Here is a 15,343-nt window from a genome sequence, read left to right as displayed (position 1 = left end):
GTCGACCTCAGAAAAGCCGTCCTTGTGGGCCAGGTCAAGCAAGCGGCCGCCGAATAGAGAATTCGTCTGTACGGAAAACCGACCTAAAAGTGCCATTTGACCCTTGCCCCTGCCGGACGACGAAGCTAAACGGGTCGACGGAGACGTGGCCGAGTGGTCGAAGGCGCTCCCCTGCTAAGGGAGTAGGCGGGAAACCGTCTCGAGGGTTCGAATCCCTTCGTCTCCGCCACCCACCTCTTGGATACTCCTCCAGCCCTGTTTGAGGTGATTTCTCCTTTTTGTTCCCGCGACTTACCGATGTCACGCCGCGCTATAGACGTGCCTGGCGTTGCGTATTCCCACCATTTCTTGCTTCGTCTATCTGACGCTATTTTGGCGGACCAGTTTTCCCTGTTATGTGGGTTTTAACAGGGAAAGGGGGAAGATCTACAGGGAATTGGCTATCAGTGCCTCTCCTAGTGGATTGATAGAGTTGGATAAATCCGTAATTTCCCTGCTTCGCGAAACAGGGAAGTTTTTTCACTTATCAGGGAATGAACAGGGAATGGTTTGCGGATTACAGGGAAGCTGTCTGCTTGTCCAAAAGACATGCGTCCTGCTCAGCCCACTCCAGCGGGAGCGACATGCGTATGAACATTCCGATCGTCCAGTTTTGCGGATGATCACCGCAGGTGATGGCTTTCTGGATTTTGGGCGATAGGCTCGCGAGGCAAATGCGCTTGCGAATGTAGGTCGGTTCATCACCCGTTTTGGCTGCGATGTCGTTGAGCGTGTGACCGGTCTTGAGCAAGGCCGTCCAAGTGTGCGCTTTGGCCAGGCAGGTGAGCAAGTCCCGATTGGGCGCGGGAGTAAATCCACCGATGACGATGCTCTGCCCCACACCGCGCCGCGCGACTTTAAGCGGGGTTTTGAAGTTGATGACGCCGTCAGGTATCTGATCGGGGGGAATGCCCATCACCTCAACAATGGCATCGGAGTTCAATTTGAGTGCCATGTGTTCATTGGTCAGATCAACCCTCTCAATCAGGTCGCATAGAGCCATTGGATCGGAGCGCCCAGAAGCAACAAGAGCCGAGATCCTATCAGACACAAGCTGCATGTCCTGGTGGTTTGCCTGCGCGATCAAAGCTCCCGATATCTCAGGCATGGCGAGACGCGCAGAGATCGCACCCCCGACCGCGGTCTCGATGGCTTTTGCTGGCAATCGCCATCCACTGGGATCACGCTTGCTGATTAGGCGATTGGAAACATAGTAGCGATGAATTCTACCGTTCTTTTTTGTATGGCTTGGGGTGAGGTGATCTCCGGTCTCATCAAAAAGCTTGCCTTTGAGGGGGGCAGGGGACCGGCGGAAAGATTTGGCGCCTCGTTGTTTGGCCGCCTTGGACGATAGTTTGGCCTGCACGCGATCCCAAAGATCTTGATCGATGATGGCCTCGTGTTGGCCGGGATAGATTTTGTCCTTGTGAGCAATCTTCCCCGCATAGAGCGGGTTGGTAAGAATGTGATGTATTTGACCTTTGCTCATTGGGGTGCCGCCAAGTCGTTGGCCGGATGCGTAGCTTCGCTTCTTGGAGCGTAGCCCCAGGCCATCAGCGGTGTCGGCAACGCGTTGAAGGGTGGGATGATCAAGGGCAAGTTGAAACAATGTCTTTATGGTGTGGGCCTCGACAGCATTGACCACAAGGCCTCGGACGGTTTTGTCCGGGTGGGGCTCATATCCGAGGGGCACCGTGCCGCCCATCCAGAGGCCTTTTGCCTTGGAAGCCGCGATCTTGTCGCGGATCCGCTCTGCGGTCACTTCCCGTTCAAACTGCGCGAATGAAAGCAGCATATTGAGGGTCAGGCGCCCCATGGAAGTGGCGGTGTTGAAGCTTTGTGTGACCGAGACGAAGCTTGCCCCAGCGGCTTCGAGCCGATCAACGATCTTGGCAAAGTCCGATAACGACCGGGTTAGGCGATCAATCTTGTAAACAACGATGCGATCGACATGGCCCGCATCGACGGCGTCTAGAAGGGCTTGAAGCCCAGGCCGTGCAAGCGTGCCACCGGAAATGCCGCCATCATCAAAACGTGTGGAGATCAAACGCCAACCTTCATGCTTTTGGCTCTGAATGTATGCCGTACAGGCCTCATATTGGGCATCAAGCGAGTTGAACTCTTGATCAAGCCCGTCGTCGGAAGACTTGCGGGTGTAAATCGCGCAACGCAACTTTGGTATCGTCATGAGGAGGCCTTTAGGCCAAAGAAGCGCGGACCAGACCACCGGGCACCGGTGATGGCATAGGCGACCGCGGAAAGAGAGCGAAACCTCTGTCCTTGCCAGATGAACCCATCTTCCGTGACGTCGACCCTGTGCTGTGTGCCATTCCAGTCGCGTAACAAGTTGGTGCCCGGCGCTAGTCTGCCCTTGCTGGGCTTGCTGGAGGGCGACATTGCCGCTTTGAGGCTGGTTTTGGTTTGACGGTCTAATCCCCGAGATCGTCGCGCTTGAAACTCAAATGCAAGTACTGGGCGTGCGATGGGGAGACTGAGATGTCGCGGCATATTTGTTTTGAACAGATGGTGCCATAGGGCCTGGCACTGTGTGCGATCAAACGCTGTGATCTCTTGTGCGGTTTTGGGTGGGATGTGTTTGGTCATATTGCCTCCTGAAGCGCGAGAAAATGCTTTGTACGGAGGCGAGCCTGAACTGGGTCAGGCTGAGATGATGTTGGTCTGCCAGGGGCTGATAGTCCAGTTCTGTTTTGGTTACTCTCTAGTAAAATCAATGAGTTGATATTTTATGTATGTCACCGTATTTTAAATACCTTTTCAGCTGTGCCCATGCGCATTAACTTTCTGGCATGACGAATGATGCGCAGAATATAAAGCCGCAGAAGCGCCCACGCGGCAGACCAAAAGGTGCAACGAAGCTTGAGGAGACGGATCGCGCAGTTTTGCGGAAAGTCGCCTGGTTATGGATTGATCAAAGTAAGCCGGTTTTTGCCAGCTTGGTGAAAGAGGTGAGCGACGTTGACGAGAAAGACGTCAGCAGATTGCGCCGCCGCTGGAAAGCTGAAGGGCAGGAGCTTTGTGATCAAGCGATTGTTGAGCGGGGCCGTTTGGAGAATCTGAGTTTTATTGAGCAACTTGGGTTTGGAGCCGTGTGGCTCACTCAGATGGCTGAAAAAATGCTGGACGCCTTGCCGATCGGGGCCATTCGCGACGAGCTTGGTAAAGTCTCAGAGAAATCCGCGATCTATGAGCGGCTTGGGCTTCGGCCTGAGCCCCCATTTGATGTCACCGACCCAGAGGCTGTTATGCGTGCCATCGCTCGGTTTGAAGCACGAGAGTTTAAGGCATCTGAGGATCTGACTGACTCTTTCCCGCCAGGCATGAGGAGCGACGAACTGAAAGAAAGCGACAAGCTCTACTCATGGGCCCTGCTTCTTTATGGGCTTTATGAAGAGGCCAAACGGAAAGAGGAGGAGGCGCGATGAGCAAGCCGGTAGATACTCAAGCCTTTGAGCAAAAGACTGTGGCGCGCTCTATCAGCGCACTCATCCCTTATGGGCGCAACGCGCGCACGCACTCGCCCAAGCAAATCCGTCAGCTTGCCAAAAGCATTAAGCGATTTGGCTTCACAAATCCGGTTTTGATTGATGAGGCGGGGATGATCCTTGCGGGGCACGGGCGTGTCGCTGCGGCAAAAACATTGGGGTGGAGCGAGGTGCCTTGCCTTCGGATTGGCAGTCTGAGCGAAGCTGAAAAGCGCGCCTATATTCTGGCTGATAACAAGCTTGCCTTGAATGCGGGGTGGGATGAGGAGGTGCTGGCGAGCGAGCTTCAATTCCTCATCGAAATTTGCCCGGAGCTCGAGATTGGCCTGACGGGGTTTAGCATCGCCGAGCTAGATGATGTTCTGGATCTTGGCGGTGTGGATGCAGACACCGAGGCGGAAGAAGATGACGCCGTGGTGCCTACACGCTTTGATCAGCCGGCACTTACTAAGCCTGGTGATCTATGGCAATTGGGGGCGCATCGACTTCTATGTGCAGATGCGCTTGACGAAAAAAGCTACTCAATGCTCCTGCGGGATGAGCGCGCGCAACTGATCTTCACAGATCCGCCTTATAATGTGCCGATTGATGGTCATGTTCTTGGCAAGGGGCAGGGCAGACATCGTGAATTTGCAATGGCCTCGGGAGAGATGTCGCGCGATGAATTTACGGCGTTCTTACAGCGGGCCTTCGCACATCTCAAATCCTTCAGTGTTGATGGGTCGATCCATTTTGTCTGCATGGATTGGCGCCATATGCCGGAAATCCTGTCAGCGGGGACGGCGGTTTATTCAGCGCTTAAAAACCTCTGTGTTTGGGTCAAGGACCGCGGCGGGATGGGCACATTTTATCGATCGCGCCACGAGCTGGTGTTTGTGTTCAAGCAAGGCGAGGCTGGGCATACTAACAGTTTTGAGCTTGGTCAGCATGGGCGCTATCGCACGAATGTTTGGAATTATCCCGGGGTGACTTCGGGGACGGTGCAGGCACGTGAAGAATTAGAGATGCATCCCACCGTAAAGCCGGTGGCGATGATTGCGGATGCTTTGAAGGATTGCAGCGCGCCGGGAGAAATCGTGCTCGATCCCTTTGCCGGGGCGGGTTCCACGTTGATTGCGGCGCAGAAAACAAACCGCCGTGCGCGCTGTATCGAAATCGATCCGCATTATTGCGATACGATCATCTCCCGCTGGCAGACCTATGCCCATGATGAGGCCATATTGCTTCGCACCGGAGACACTTTTGATGCGCTGCGCAAGAAACGAGAAGGAGGGCATGGAACCAATGAGTGACTATGAGGTTGGGTATGGTCGCCCGCCAAAAGCGGGGCAGTTCCGCAAGGGGCAATCAGGCAACCCCAAGGGGCGGCCCAAGTCCCAGCTGTCCTTGGCGGGATCGGTGCAGAAAGCGATCTCAAAGAAGGTTCGTGTGAAGACCGGGCAGGGTGAACGCAAGCTCGCCAAGCTTGATGCCATGATTGAGGGTCTGATGAATGATGCGCTGAAGGGCGATGCGCGTGCGCGCGGTGAATTGCTTAAGCTCATGAGGGATATTGATTTAGAGGCGCAGCTCAAAGCAAAAACCGAGGCGCAGGTGCAGGATCTTGAGCCAGAAGACTTGGCTATACTGGCACGTATGCGCGGAGATCTTGATGATGAACAAGCCGCAATCTGATCTTGTGGGGAAGACCCCGCGCCAGATTATGGATGAGGCCTATCGCGCTGATCTTGGCCTGTTCATCGAGCGGGCTTTTGCCGAGGTAAATGCTGGGCAGGAGTTTAGTTCCAATTGGCACTTTGACGCGATCGCCTATGAACTTGGGCGTGTGGCGGCCGGAGAGGTGAAGCGGTTGCTGATCACGATGCCACCGCGCAGTTTGAAATCCCACTCAGCGTCGGTCGCGTTCCCGGCATGGTTGCTTGGTCGAGATCCTTCGCAAAGGGTTGTCTGTGTCTCTTATTCCTCGGATCTAGCTGTCGCTCATGCCGGCGCGTTTCGCAGAATTGTTGCCGCGCCTTGGTATCGGCGGCTGTTCCCCGCAACAAAGATAGATCGCTCTAAGGATTCTGAAACGGAAACCCGGTTCACGTCAGGGGGCAATCGCCTGACAACGACGATCGGGGGATCTCTTACTGGGCGCGGTGGGTCAGTGATCATCATTGATGACCCAATGAAGGCGTCGGATGCGAATTCCGAGGCCGCGCGCATTCGGGTGAACAGTTGGTTTGACGAAACTCTGCTTTCTCGTCTCGATAACAAGAAAACCGGCGCTATCATCCTGGTCATGCAGCGGCTGCATGTGGATGATCTGGCAGGGCACGTTTTGCAACAAGGGGGGTGGACGCATCTGGACCTTCCAGCGATCGCTGAGGTCCCTGCTAATATCCCGGTCGGTAGGGGGAAGACTTATCTCCGAGCAGCCGGGGAGCTTTTACATCCAGAAAGAGACGACGCCTTCGTTCTTGAGCGCATGAAACACGCCATGGGCGCACAAGCCTTCTCAGCGCAGTATCAGCAACAACCAGTGCCGCTTGGTGGAAACATGATCAAGTGGGCATGGTTCGGGCAGTATGATGCTTTGCCGGATGTTCACGATTATCGAACCAAGGTTGTGCAAAGCTGGGATACGGCCTCTAAGTCTGGAGAGTTGAACGACTATTCTGTCGGCATCACCGCACTGCTTAAGGATGATCAATTCTTCATCGTCGATGTTGTTCGCGAAAAGCTCGACTATCCTGATCTAAAGCGGCGAGTTGTTGAGAAAGCAAAGCGGTGGAAAAAGGTCGATGTGTTAATCGAAGACAAGGGGTCCGGAACCAGTCTCCTTCAGGATATTCGGGATGATGCGGTGTATCCGATTGCGATTAAGCCGGAGGGAGACAAGGTTGTGCGAATGTCTGCGTGCTCGGCTATGATCGAAGGGGGGCAGGTGTTGCTGCCGAAAAGCGCCTCGTGGCTCGAAGATCTCAAAACAGAACTTCTAGCCTTCCCGAATGGCCGCTATGACGATCAGGCGGATGCCTTGTCGCAGATGTTAAATTGGGACAGAACTCGTAGCCGGTATACGCTGGATTTTGTCAACTAAGCGCGACTGGCACGCATAATCGCCGAGGTGTTTGGATGTGATCCGGGTGCGTTTCTGTCTGACGTCAGCGCCTATGGGTCCAAATAGGGTAATTTGATAAGATAGTGTTCTTGGCTCATCGTAACCAATGAGTAAAGCGGTCGCTCAAATACCTTGCTGCAACGGTCGACATGGGTTCTCTGCCGACCTCGGAGCTCGCGCAACAAAGGTTCGCATCTAGCCCTCACCGCCTCTCAGGAACGGCCCAAACCCGCCCTCCACTGGATGAAGCAGTGGCTGCGGTCGCAGCCCACATTGCAGACATTCGCTGCAACTGCTCAATTGCTTCGGTCGTGGGTGTCCAATGTGCGGACAAAGTGAGCGTTCGCAGCTAACGCGCCAAGGTCAGCTTTGAAGAAAAGGCTGTGTCAGAATCGGTCCATTTTGACCCGGCCAGAAACGTACGGGTTTTGGCCAAGATTGCACATTGGGTCAGGTATCATCGCTGAACAGTTCTGAATTCTTTAGATCGCACTGAAACTATCTGGCGCTGCCTTTCGTGGTTGAAGACAGAGCGCATCCGAAGAGCTGCGCACTGAGACCAACCTGAAAGGAAAAATGATGAAAACCCATTCGCTTCTGACATCCCTGATCGCCCTTGCAGCCAGCCCTGCGTTTGCGGCAGGCCACGCAGCGGTTTCCGGCTATGCTTTGGCAGATGATGGCGCAACGCTCGTCGTGATGAGCGATGTGAATGCCCCAGGCGACGTGATGACCTACAGCCTGGCATCACCCCTGAAGGCGATTGCCTGGCGTCCGGTAACCGGTGAGCTTCTGGGCTTCTCCGATGGCATGATCGCGATGATTGATCAGATGTCGGGTGAGATGACCGATCTGGGTGCCAAGTTCATGGATTATGCGATGATCGGCGACGGCAAAATGGTTGCGTTTGACTTCAACAACAAAATTGACGCTGTGCGCGCCGTCACATCGGCGGGCGACAACCTCGTCTATTTCCCCGAAGGCTTCGGAGACAACGACGAGCGCGCCGGATCCGTGCGCCGTTTCACCAACCTCGCCTATGCCGATGGGGACTCTATGGCAGGCACGACGCCGATGATCTTCGCCAATGCCTATACCAACGCCATCAACGGCAAGACGGCGGGCGCGACCTTCCAGTATGCGCTCGACGCGGAAACCGACACCTTGGTGAGCCTGGCCAACAATGCCGGGACACTGGAAACCATTGGCAAGATCACGGTTGATGGCGCAGCCGTCGATCTGGCGCCGATGGGTGGCTTCGACATCGTCTCGGCCAAGGAAGGTGAGAACATGGCGCTTGCCATCCTGCAAATGGAAGGGGCCGACACCGCCGGGCTTTACCAGATCGACCTCGAAACAGGCGCGGCCACGATGAAAGCCGATCTCGGAATGGGTGGCATCACTGGATTCGCGGCATCGCTCGGCAAATAGTCTGCCGCGATTGGGTAATGAGTTGAGTGGTATAAATTCAGGGTGGCCCCGGCGGCAAGAGATTGCAGTCTGGGGCCATTTCTGTCAGTCAGGCAAGGAAAAGAAGCTATTTGAACGGCCCACCCCACGCATGACGGACCGCAAGGACATCGAAGAGTTGATCGGCAAGGTCGCGCTTGGCGACCGCGCCGCATTGGCCGCGCTTTATGATGCGACAAGCGGGAAACTTTTCAGTGTCTGCTTACGTGTCTTGAAAAGCAGGACCGAAGCAGAGGATGCACTACAGGACGTGTATCTTCGGATTTGGGCCAAGGCTGACAGATACGCGGTGACCGGCCATTCTCCGATGACCTGGCTCATCACCGTTGCAAGAAATCTGTCGATCGACCGGCTACGCGCCAGAAAGAGCACGACCGTGGACCTCGACAGCGTTGGGGAACTCGTTGAAAAGCGGCCCGGACCCGAAGCGGCAAGTATCGCGGCCTCGCAGCAGCGCAGGATCAGCGCCTGTTTCGAAGAACTCCCCGCCGGGCGCGCCGATGCCGTGCGCGCCGCCTATCTGGACGGCGCAACCTACCAAGCGCTTGCGGACCGCTTTGACGTGCCGCTGAACACGATGCGAACCTTGCTGCGCCGCAGCCTGTTATCCTTGAAGGAGTGCCTTTCGCGATGAGCGACCATCAGGACATACCGGAAGACGAGGCACTGGCCGCCGAATACGTCTTGCGCCTGCTGGACGTGGACGCAGAGCGCGCCTTTGAAAAGCGGCTTCAGACGGAGGCAGACCTGCGCAAGCTCGTGCTGTTCTGGGAAGCAGAGTTCGCCGGTCTTGCGACCGACCTGCCCGAAGACGTTCCCTCGCCTTCGATCCGGACCATGCTTCTGGCAAAACTGGATGGCGACACCGCCCGCCCAAGGCGCGGATGGGCTTGGGGCCGGCTGCTCTTGCCCGCATTGACCGCCGCCGCTGTCGCGGCCTTCCTCATCTTCAGCCCGATGCTCTATGGCCCGACATTCGAGCCGACGCTCCACGCGACGCTGATCTCGGAAGATGGCGCTGTGCATATCGAAGCAGGCTACGACCCGGACGGCAATTTGTTCAAAGTCATCCCCGAACTGGGCGCCGCTGCCGAAGGACGGGATTTCGAACTTTGGGTGATCGGCGCACAGGCTGAGGCGCCCGTATCGCTTGGCGTGATCCCCGCGGATCGCGAAAGCCTGTTCGAAATTACGCCGGAAATCGCGGCCCTGATCGACGGCGGCGTATTGGCCGTTTCGGATGAACCCAAAGGCGGCTCGCCCACCGGCGCGCCCACGGGGGCTATTCTGGCGACGGACGAATTCTTCGACGCAAAATTATTTCAGGCCAGCTGAAACTCTTTTAGGCCGCGCCTCGTGGCTTCTCTCGTAACCGCGAATGATCGTACCCAACACGAGAGGACTAAACTATGAAAATCGCATCCAAACTGGCCACCGCTGCAACCGCGCTCGTCATGGCAACCGCCGCATATGCTGAAAACCCGATGGTTGGCGGTGCGCCGATGTTCGAGAACAAGAACATCGTCGAAAACGCGGTAAACTCGGCCGATCACACAACCCTTGTCGCCGCCGTGAAAGCCGCCGGTCTGGTGGAAACCCTGCAAGGCCCCGGCCCTTTCACTGTCTTCGCCCCTGTTAACGATGCCTTCGCCGCATTGCCCGATGGCACGGTTGAAACCCTGCTCAAGCCTGAAAACAAGGACATGCTGGTCAAAGTCCTCACCGCGCATGTTGTCGCCGGTGACTGGTCCGCCGCCAAGATCGCGCGTCAGGCCCGCGCCTCGTCCGATGGCTTCTATCACTTCAACGCCGTTTCGGGCGATTCCCTCTCGGCACAGGTGAAGGGCAACAACGTCTATATCTATGATGAAAACGGCAACGCCAGCCGCGTGACCATTGCCGACGTCGATCAGTCAAACGGCGTGATTCACGTGGTCAATGCCGTCCTCGTTCCGAAATAAGTCGAGCAGACCGACAGGGATGAGCCGGCTGGCCCCATCGGCTGGCTCATCCCAAAACGCTTCCAACAGGTGACACATGACCCGCAGAGCATTCCTTTTGATGACAGGCGCGGCCGTTCTGACCGGCCCCCTCCAAGCCGCGACATGCGACTTCGAGATTTGCCGCAGCGAAGCCGAATGGCGCGACCGCCTGAGCCAGAACGAATACCTCGTCCTGCGCGAGGAAGAGACTGAACGCGCCTACACCAGCCCGCTGAACGACGAGACACGCGCCGGCACCTACCGCTGCCGGGGCTGCGATCTGCCCCTGTACAGTTCAGCGGCGAAATTCGACAGTGGCACAGGCTGGCCCAGCTTCTATGAAAGCCTGTCCAATGCCGTCGGGACAAAAGAAGACCGCAATTTGATCTTTCAGGTCCGGACCGAGGTCCATTGCCGCCGCTGCGGCAGCCATCTGGGCCATATCTTCGACGACGGGCCAGCGCCGACAGGCAAACGCCATTGCCTGAACGGTCTCAGCCTGGCCTTCGACCCCGCCGCATGACCAATCGGATCGAATGGATTGCTGGGCGGTATCTTCTGGCGATTCTGTTTGGCGCAGGCGCTGTACAGAAGGCCGTTGATTCAGGCCCTGCACAAGCGCTTCTAACAGGGTTTGGGCTTCCCGAGTGGTTCGTCTGGCCCGCTCTTGCATTCAACACAGCGGCTGCGGGTATGTTGATCGCAGGTAAGTATCTAAGACCAGTTAGCCTAACGCTAGCCCTGTATTGCGTTGTGACCAGCATCTTTCATTTTGTTCCGTCTGACCCATGGCAAATGTCGATCATGATCAAGAACTGGGCGATTGCGGGTGGATGCCTGATCCTCGCAGCCGCATCAGACCAAGAGACATAAACCTCTTGCCAAAACCTATACGCCAAACCGGTCGTTTTTGTCACAGGCGTTGCTGAGACGGGAAGCGCTGAAAAATCTTGTGCCACAAACCTTCGGCAAAGCTGCCTTTGATTCTGTCACGTTTTTGGCCGGGACTCAGGGAGCGGACATTGGTTCACAGTGCAGCATCTGGTAGTAAGGGCTCTCTGCTGTCATTAGATCGATCGCAGAATCCTCGCCGGTCGTCCCAGATCGACCGACACGTACGGCCCAAACCGTACCTTCAGCCGAGCAACTGCCGCCGCAGTGCGGCGGCACCGAAGCAGCCTTTCATCCTCGCCGTAGCATTTTCAACGGTCCGGGGTCGGCAGAGGGACCTTCCTGCCGTTCGCTCCATCTGCAGCTTATTTCGGGTCGAGCCCCGGGAATGCGCAGAAACCTGACTTGGCAGAACGGTGCGGTTGTGGTCGCCTGAAAAGGTAATCCCGGTCCTGAGTGGCCGACTGAACAGCAGGCAATCTTTCATGCAAGCCATCGCAAGAAGCCAACAGCCCACGAAGATTTAATGGCATCGAAGAGTGCTTTTGCCGGGCATCGCGCCATGCAGCGCGTTCATCGCCTCTACCCACGGGATGACGCGGGCATAAAGGGAGCCTGCGTTTATTGCGGACAACACGCAGGAAGTGTCGATCACTTACCACCGATCTCCCTTGCTGCTGATATGTCTTTGGACGAACTCAAACAACTTGGACCCAAACTCTTCCCTGCCTTCACTGCAACAGCATCTTAGGAAAGCCTAAAAAGGCCACCCTGTCGGTCGATGAAACTGCATTGAGCTAACTGGCCGATCGCCACGCTTGCCGTCGCCAACTAACAATAATTGTTCGCGGACTGATGGGGGAGACCACGGAATCCCTTGTCTCAATGCGGCTTAACCGACACGACGTAGTCGGCTTGAATGGGCTCAACGGTTTATTGGAATGTGAAGCCGGAACTTCTGGGTGCCGGAAGGCAGAAGCGCATAGAAAATGGGTTGCCATGTAGCCCCCCGAAGCGAAGTCGCCGGAGATTGCCGGGTGTTACAGCGTTAAAACAGCAGCCAACCTCTCGTTCACTGAAGCGCTATTTGACTGTGCCTAGACCGTGTCGTTGCTGCCAGTTGATTTGACAAGAGAGACGATGGACAATGTCGGGCGGTTTACGGTTACCTGAGAGAAAAGTTGGGGCGTCGGGTTCCGGCTGACCGCTTGGATTCATGTTCGCTCCAAAACCGACGGCGTCATCGGGGCGTGACTCCAATGCATGCCTGGACTCATGAAAATCTGAAGCGGCCCGCAGGCCGCTTCGCTTGTTCCGTTACTCAGGAGCAGGGCCGCCGTGGTAAGCCAAAAGCCCGCCGTCGGCGACGAGGCAACTTCCTGTGCAATAGCTTGACTCATCGCTTGCAAGAAAGAGCATGGCATTCGCTATCTCACGTGGGTCAGCATAGCGACCGATTGGTGCCGCTTGGGCAAAGACATCCATTACGGCATCGGGATTGTCCGGATTGGCAGTCGTATGCAATTGGCCCATCATCTGGGTGTCCGTCATGCCGGGATGCACAGTGTTGACGCGAATATTCTCTCTTGCAAGTTCGACTGCGGCGTTCCGCATGATCCCGACCACGGCATGCTTGCTGGCCGTATAGGGGCTGGAAACATAGTAGCCAGACAGCCCTTGGGTGGAGGAGGTGATCACAATGCTGCCCCCGCCACGTTTGCGCATCTCTGGAACGACGGCCCGTAACCCGTGCCACACGCCCTTCATGTTGACGTTCACGACACGGTCAAAGAGCTCTTCGGGGTAGTCTGTCACGGTCCGCATTTCGCCGAACATGCCGGCGTTCAGCACCGCTATGTCCACCCCGCCGAAGGCTTCCGAGGCCGTATCCACCAAAGCCTGAATGCTTTGCTTGTCGCTTACATCCACGCCCAGGCCAATTGCTCCGCCACCTATGTTGTCAGCCACCTCTTTCACTTTGGCCTCGTCGATATCCGCCAGGACAACCTTTGCCCCTTCTTCGGCAAATCGCTTTGCTGTTGCTGCGCCGATGCCGCCGCTGGCTCCGGTAATAATCGCAACCTTGCCCTCAAGTCGTTTCATCGTTCTCTCCTCCAGATATTTAAACTTGGTTCTATTTGTGGATCGTCACAGATGTGACTTGAACCAGTCGCATTGCGTCGGCGCCGAGATCTCGAAAGGCGCGTCGGTATAGGCCTCGAAATGTCCGCATTCCAGAACCAGTAGCTTCTTGGGTTCCAGGGCTCGATCATAGGCCGCCAGCGTCATGTCCGCTGGCGTCAGGTGATCGTCACGCCCGACAACGATCATCAAAGGCGTCGGCGCAATGCGGGCAATAGCGTCGCCCGGTTCGTATTCTGTGAACAATTCCATCGAGCGCAGTGTGATCTCGTTTGACCAACGCCCCCGGTTTTCGTCAGAAAGCCCAGTGAAGAACGCGTGGCTGTCCTCGGTTGGCAAGGCACAGGGGTCACCGAAGGTTTCGCCAATCACAGGCATCGTCATGGGCGCGTCGCCCCGCAGGCGCGCTTGACGGTCCGCGACAAATCCAGCGCGCAGGCCCGCCCAGAGATCTGACCGAACCAGCCGACGCGCGTTTTCCAACCCTTGAACCAACGGGACTTGCGAAACGACGCATTTAACCCGACGATCCCGCGCAGCGACAACCAAGACGTGCCCGCCGCTGTAGCTTGACCCCCAGGCACCGATGCGATCTGCGTCCACATCCTCACGGCTTTGCGCATAGGTGATTGCATCGCGGAAATCACGAATCTGTTGTTCCGGATCGATGTCGCCCCGGGGTGTACCACCGCTGTCACCAAGATTGCGATTGTCATAGACAATCACGTTCATGCCTGCGGCCTGAAAGGTCTTGGCAAAGCCCTCAAGGTGCATCTCCTTGGTGGCTGAGAAGCCGTGGCACATGATGACAGTTGGCGCGGGGCCCCTCGCATCAGTTGCCGCGAAAAACCAGCCCGCAAGCGTCGTCCCGTCTTCAGTGTCAAATGATATGTCTGTTTTCATAGTTGTTCCTCCTCGTGACAGCCATGCTAGCGATCCGCAGAACAGCGTTCTTGACCGGATAGGACAGATACGTTGATAATTCGGGACACCCGGCAATCGAGCACGTGCCAGGTGAGGGAGGAATTCAGTGCTGACATGGTCAACCGATCAATACCGATACAAAGACCGCTTTGATGTCTGGCATGACACGCTCAGTGCCACGCATTTGCCTTGGCGGCTGGAGAAGTCCGAAACAGGGTTTCGGACTGCAACGATACAATCGCTGGACTCAGGTATCGTCACCTTTGTGAACTGCCACTGCGATCCATGTGCCGGGTTTCGGGACTCAAGCATGGTCAAGGTCGACGGAGGCGAGCACTATGGCGTATTGGCCCTTCGCAAGGGGCGTGAGCGGGTTCAGCAAGACGATTGGTCAATCGAGATGTATCCCGGTGATATTTTGATTTGGGATGCGGCGAGGCCGATCAAATTCGAAGTCTTGGAGCCCATCGAAAAGTCCACGTTGCTTATGCGCAAAGATGGCCTTGCAGAATTCACCGACGTATCGATGCTGCCAACGGGCCGATTGGAAACAACGCGAGGGTTCGGCACGCTGTTTGCCGAAAGAATTCGGAGCGTGAGCGAGCAACTCACCGATTTCGCCGATGCTGGCACTCGGCAACTTGGACCGACGCTTGTTCGCGACCTTCTCAACGCCGTCGGCGGCATCAAACCCAATCAGATGATCTCAGCGCGTCAAGCCTTGCGGGAACGCGCCGAGCGCATAATAGATGCACGTTTTCAAGACGCGGCATTGTCGCCAACAGGGCTTGCCGAAGAAATGGGGCTATCGGTGCGCGCGTTGAACCGGGCGTTTGAAAATTCGGGCACCACCGTGGCGACCATCATACGAGAGCGTAGGTTGCAGGCCGCCAGAAACGATCTGGTTAACCTCGACATGCGCAATTGTTCCGTCACGCAAATCTGCCTGAGCAGAGGGTTCTCAAGCGTCGAGCACTTCAGCCGTTGCTTTCGCGAAGCTTATGGAATGCCGCCTAGAGACTACCGAATGCAGAGCCTTGGCAGCACACCGACTTGAGCAAAGCGCAGGATTATCGCCGCCATCGGCGCAAAAACAGCGTATATCGAACGTTTCGTCAAGGAATGGATCCCTTGAATCAATTGCTGATCCTCCTTGTCCTTGGGTGTAGGGGGCCTGTCAGAGGAACTTGCCGATCCAAGCCTGATCTGCGATTTCTCGGCGCATGATCAAGCCTTCCCCGTTCAAATATTTCAAAACCAGTCCTGAAATCATCAAGCTTGCGGTG

General features: G+C 56.2%; 15 protein-coding genes and 1 tRNA gene. 12 read left to right on the top strand and 4 right to left on the bottom strand.

Annotated elements, in window-relative coordinates; translation table 11 throughout:
- Positions 1 to 139 precede the first annotated feature (139 nt).
- A tRNA-Ser gene (locus ACXAH3_RS12090) sits at positions 140 to 229 on the top strand.
- Positions 230 to 556: 327 nt separating this feature from the next.
- Here the strand turns inward: ACXAH3_RS12090 and ACXAH3_RS12085 are convergent.
- Positions 557 to 2,227 (bottom strand): recombinase family protein, encoded by a 1,671-nt coding sequence (locus tag ACXAH3_RS12085; RefSeq protein WP_474862346.1) that lies wholly within the window; start codon positions 2,225 to 2,227, stop codon positions 557 to 559.
- On the bottom strand, positions 2,224 to 2,643 hold the full coding sequence (locus ACXAH3_RS12080) for a DUF2924 domain-containing protein (RefSeq protein ID WP_474862345.1): 420 nt from the start codon (positions 2,641 to 2,643) through the stop codon (positions 2,224 to 2,226). Before ACXAH3_RS12080 ends, ACXAH3_RS12085 begins: the two co-directional genes overlap by 4 nt.
- A 203-nt stretch (positions 2,644 to 2,846) precedes the next feature.
- On the opposite strand from ACXAH3_RS12080, the gene ACXAH3_RS12075 reads away from it, so the two are divergent.
- The 10 genes from ACXAH3_RS12075 to ACXAH3_RS12030 all read left to right on the top strand — a co-directional run bounded on the left by ACXAH3_RS12075 (position 2,847) and on the right by ACXAH3_RS12030 (position 10,973).
- Positions 2,847 to 3,482, top strand: a complete 636-nt coding sequence (locus tag ACXAH3_RS12075) for a hypothetical protein (protein ID WP_474862344.1) — start codon at positions 2,847 to 2,849, stop codon at positions 3,480 to 3,482.
- On the top strand, positions 3,479 to 4,834 hold the full coding sequence (locus tag ACXAH3_RS12070) for a site-specific DNA-methyltransferase (RefSeq protein WP_474862343.1): 1,356 nt from the start codon (positions 3,479 to 3,481) through the stop codon (positions 4,832 to 4,834). Before ACXAH3_RS12075 ends, ACXAH3_RS12070 begins: the two co-directional genes overlap by 4 nt.
- Positions 4,827 to 5,216 carry a DUF5681 domain-containing protein gene (locus tag ACXAH3_RS12065; RefSeq protein ID WP_474862342.1) on the top strand — a complete coding sequence of 130 codons (390 nt, stop codon included), beginning with the start codon at positions 4,827 to 4,829 and terminating at the stop codon, positions 5,214 to 5,216. Before ACXAH3_RS12070 ends, ACXAH3_RS12065 begins: the two co-directional genes overlap by 8 nt.
- Positions 5,194 to 6,627, top strand: a complete 1,434-nt coding sequence (gene terL, locus ACXAH3_RS12060) for a phage terminase large subunit (RefSeq protein ID WP_474862341.1) — start codon at positions 5,194 to 5,196, stop codon at positions 6,625 to 6,627. Before ACXAH3_RS12065 ends, terL begins: the two co-directional genes overlap by 23 nt.
- Before the next feature lie 600 nt (positions 6,628 to 7,227).
- A complete protein-coding gene (locus ACXAH3_RS12055) occupies positions 7,228 to 8,079 on the top strand; it encodes a DUF4394 domain-containing protein (protein ID WP_474862340.1) in 852 nt (283 codons plus the stop codon).
- A 130-nt stretch (positions 8,080 to 8,209) separates the two neighbouring features.
- Positions 8,210 to 8,752 (top strand): sigma-70 family RNA polymerase sigma factor, encoded by a 543-nt coding sequence (locus tag ACXAH3_RS12050; RefSeq protein WP_474862339.1) that lies wholly within the window; start codon positions 8,210 to 8,212, stop codon positions 8,750 to 8,752.
- On the top strand, positions 8,749 to 9,453 hold the full coding sequence (locus ACXAH3_RS12045) for an anti-sigma factor (RefSeq protein WP_474862338.1): 705 nt from the start codon (positions 8,749 to 8,751) through the stop codon (positions 9,451 to 9,453). Before ACXAH3_RS12050 ends, ACXAH3_RS12045 begins: the two co-directional genes overlap by 4 nt.
- Positions 9,454 to 9,527: 74 nt before the next feature.
- Positions 9,528 to 10,079, top strand: a complete 552-nt coding sequence (locus ACXAH3_RS12040) for a fasciclin domain-containing protein (RefSeq protein ID WP_474862337.1) — start codon at positions 9,528 to 9,530, stop codon at positions 10,077 to 10,079.
- 76 nt (positions 10,080 to 10,155) lie between these two features.
- Entirely contained in the window at positions 10,156 to 10,623 is a 468-nt protein-coding gene (gene msrB, locus ACXAH3_RS12035; protein WP_474862336.1) for a peptide-methionine (R)-S-oxide reductase MsrB, read from the top strand.
- Complete coding sequence (locus ACXAH3_RS12030; protein WP_474862335.1) at positions 10,620 to 10,973, top strand: DoxX family protein; 354 nt, start codon at positions 10,620 to 10,622, stop codon at positions 10,971 to 10,973. Before msrB ends, ACXAH3_RS12030 begins: the two co-directional genes overlap by 4 nt.
- A gap of 1,335 nt (positions 10,974 to 12,308) precedes the next feature.
- Here ACXAH3_RS12030 and ACXAH3_RS12025 read toward each other — a convergent pair.
- The gene (locus ACXAH3_RS12025) at positions 12,309 to 13,094 is read right to left on the bottom strand and encodes an SDR family NAD(P)-dependent oxidoreductase (RefSeq protein ID WP_474862334.1); all 786 of its coding nucleotides are present in this window, start codon (positions 13,092 to 13,094) and stop codon (positions 12,309 to 12,311) included.
- 45 nt (positions 13,095 to 13,139) lie between these two features.
- Positions 13,140 to 14,036: an alpha/beta hydrolase gene (locus ACXAH3_RS12020; RefSeq protein ID WP_474862333.1), complete on the bottom strand. Its 897-nt coding sequence runs from the start codon at positions 14,034 to 14,036 to the stop codon at positions 13,140 to 13,142.
- Between the two features lie 127 nt (positions 14,037 to 14,163).
- Here ACXAH3_RS12020 and ACXAH3_RS12015 point away from each other — a divergent pair, with 127 nt between their 5' ends.
- Positions 14,164 to 15,114 carry a helix-turn-helix domain-containing protein gene (locus tag ACXAH3_RS12015; RefSeq protein WP_474862332.1) on the top strand — a complete coding sequence of 317 codons (951 nt, stop codon included), beginning with the start codon at positions 14,164 to 14,166 and terminating at the stop codon, positions 15,112 to 15,114.
- Positions 15,115 to 15,343 lie beyond the last annotated feature (229 nt).

It is taken from the genome of Aliiroseovarius sp. ABM4_368 (assembly GCF_056161205.1).
The sequence above is the reverse complement of the archived record's forward strand: the minus strand, read 5'-3'. Positions and strand labels throughout refer to the sequence as shown.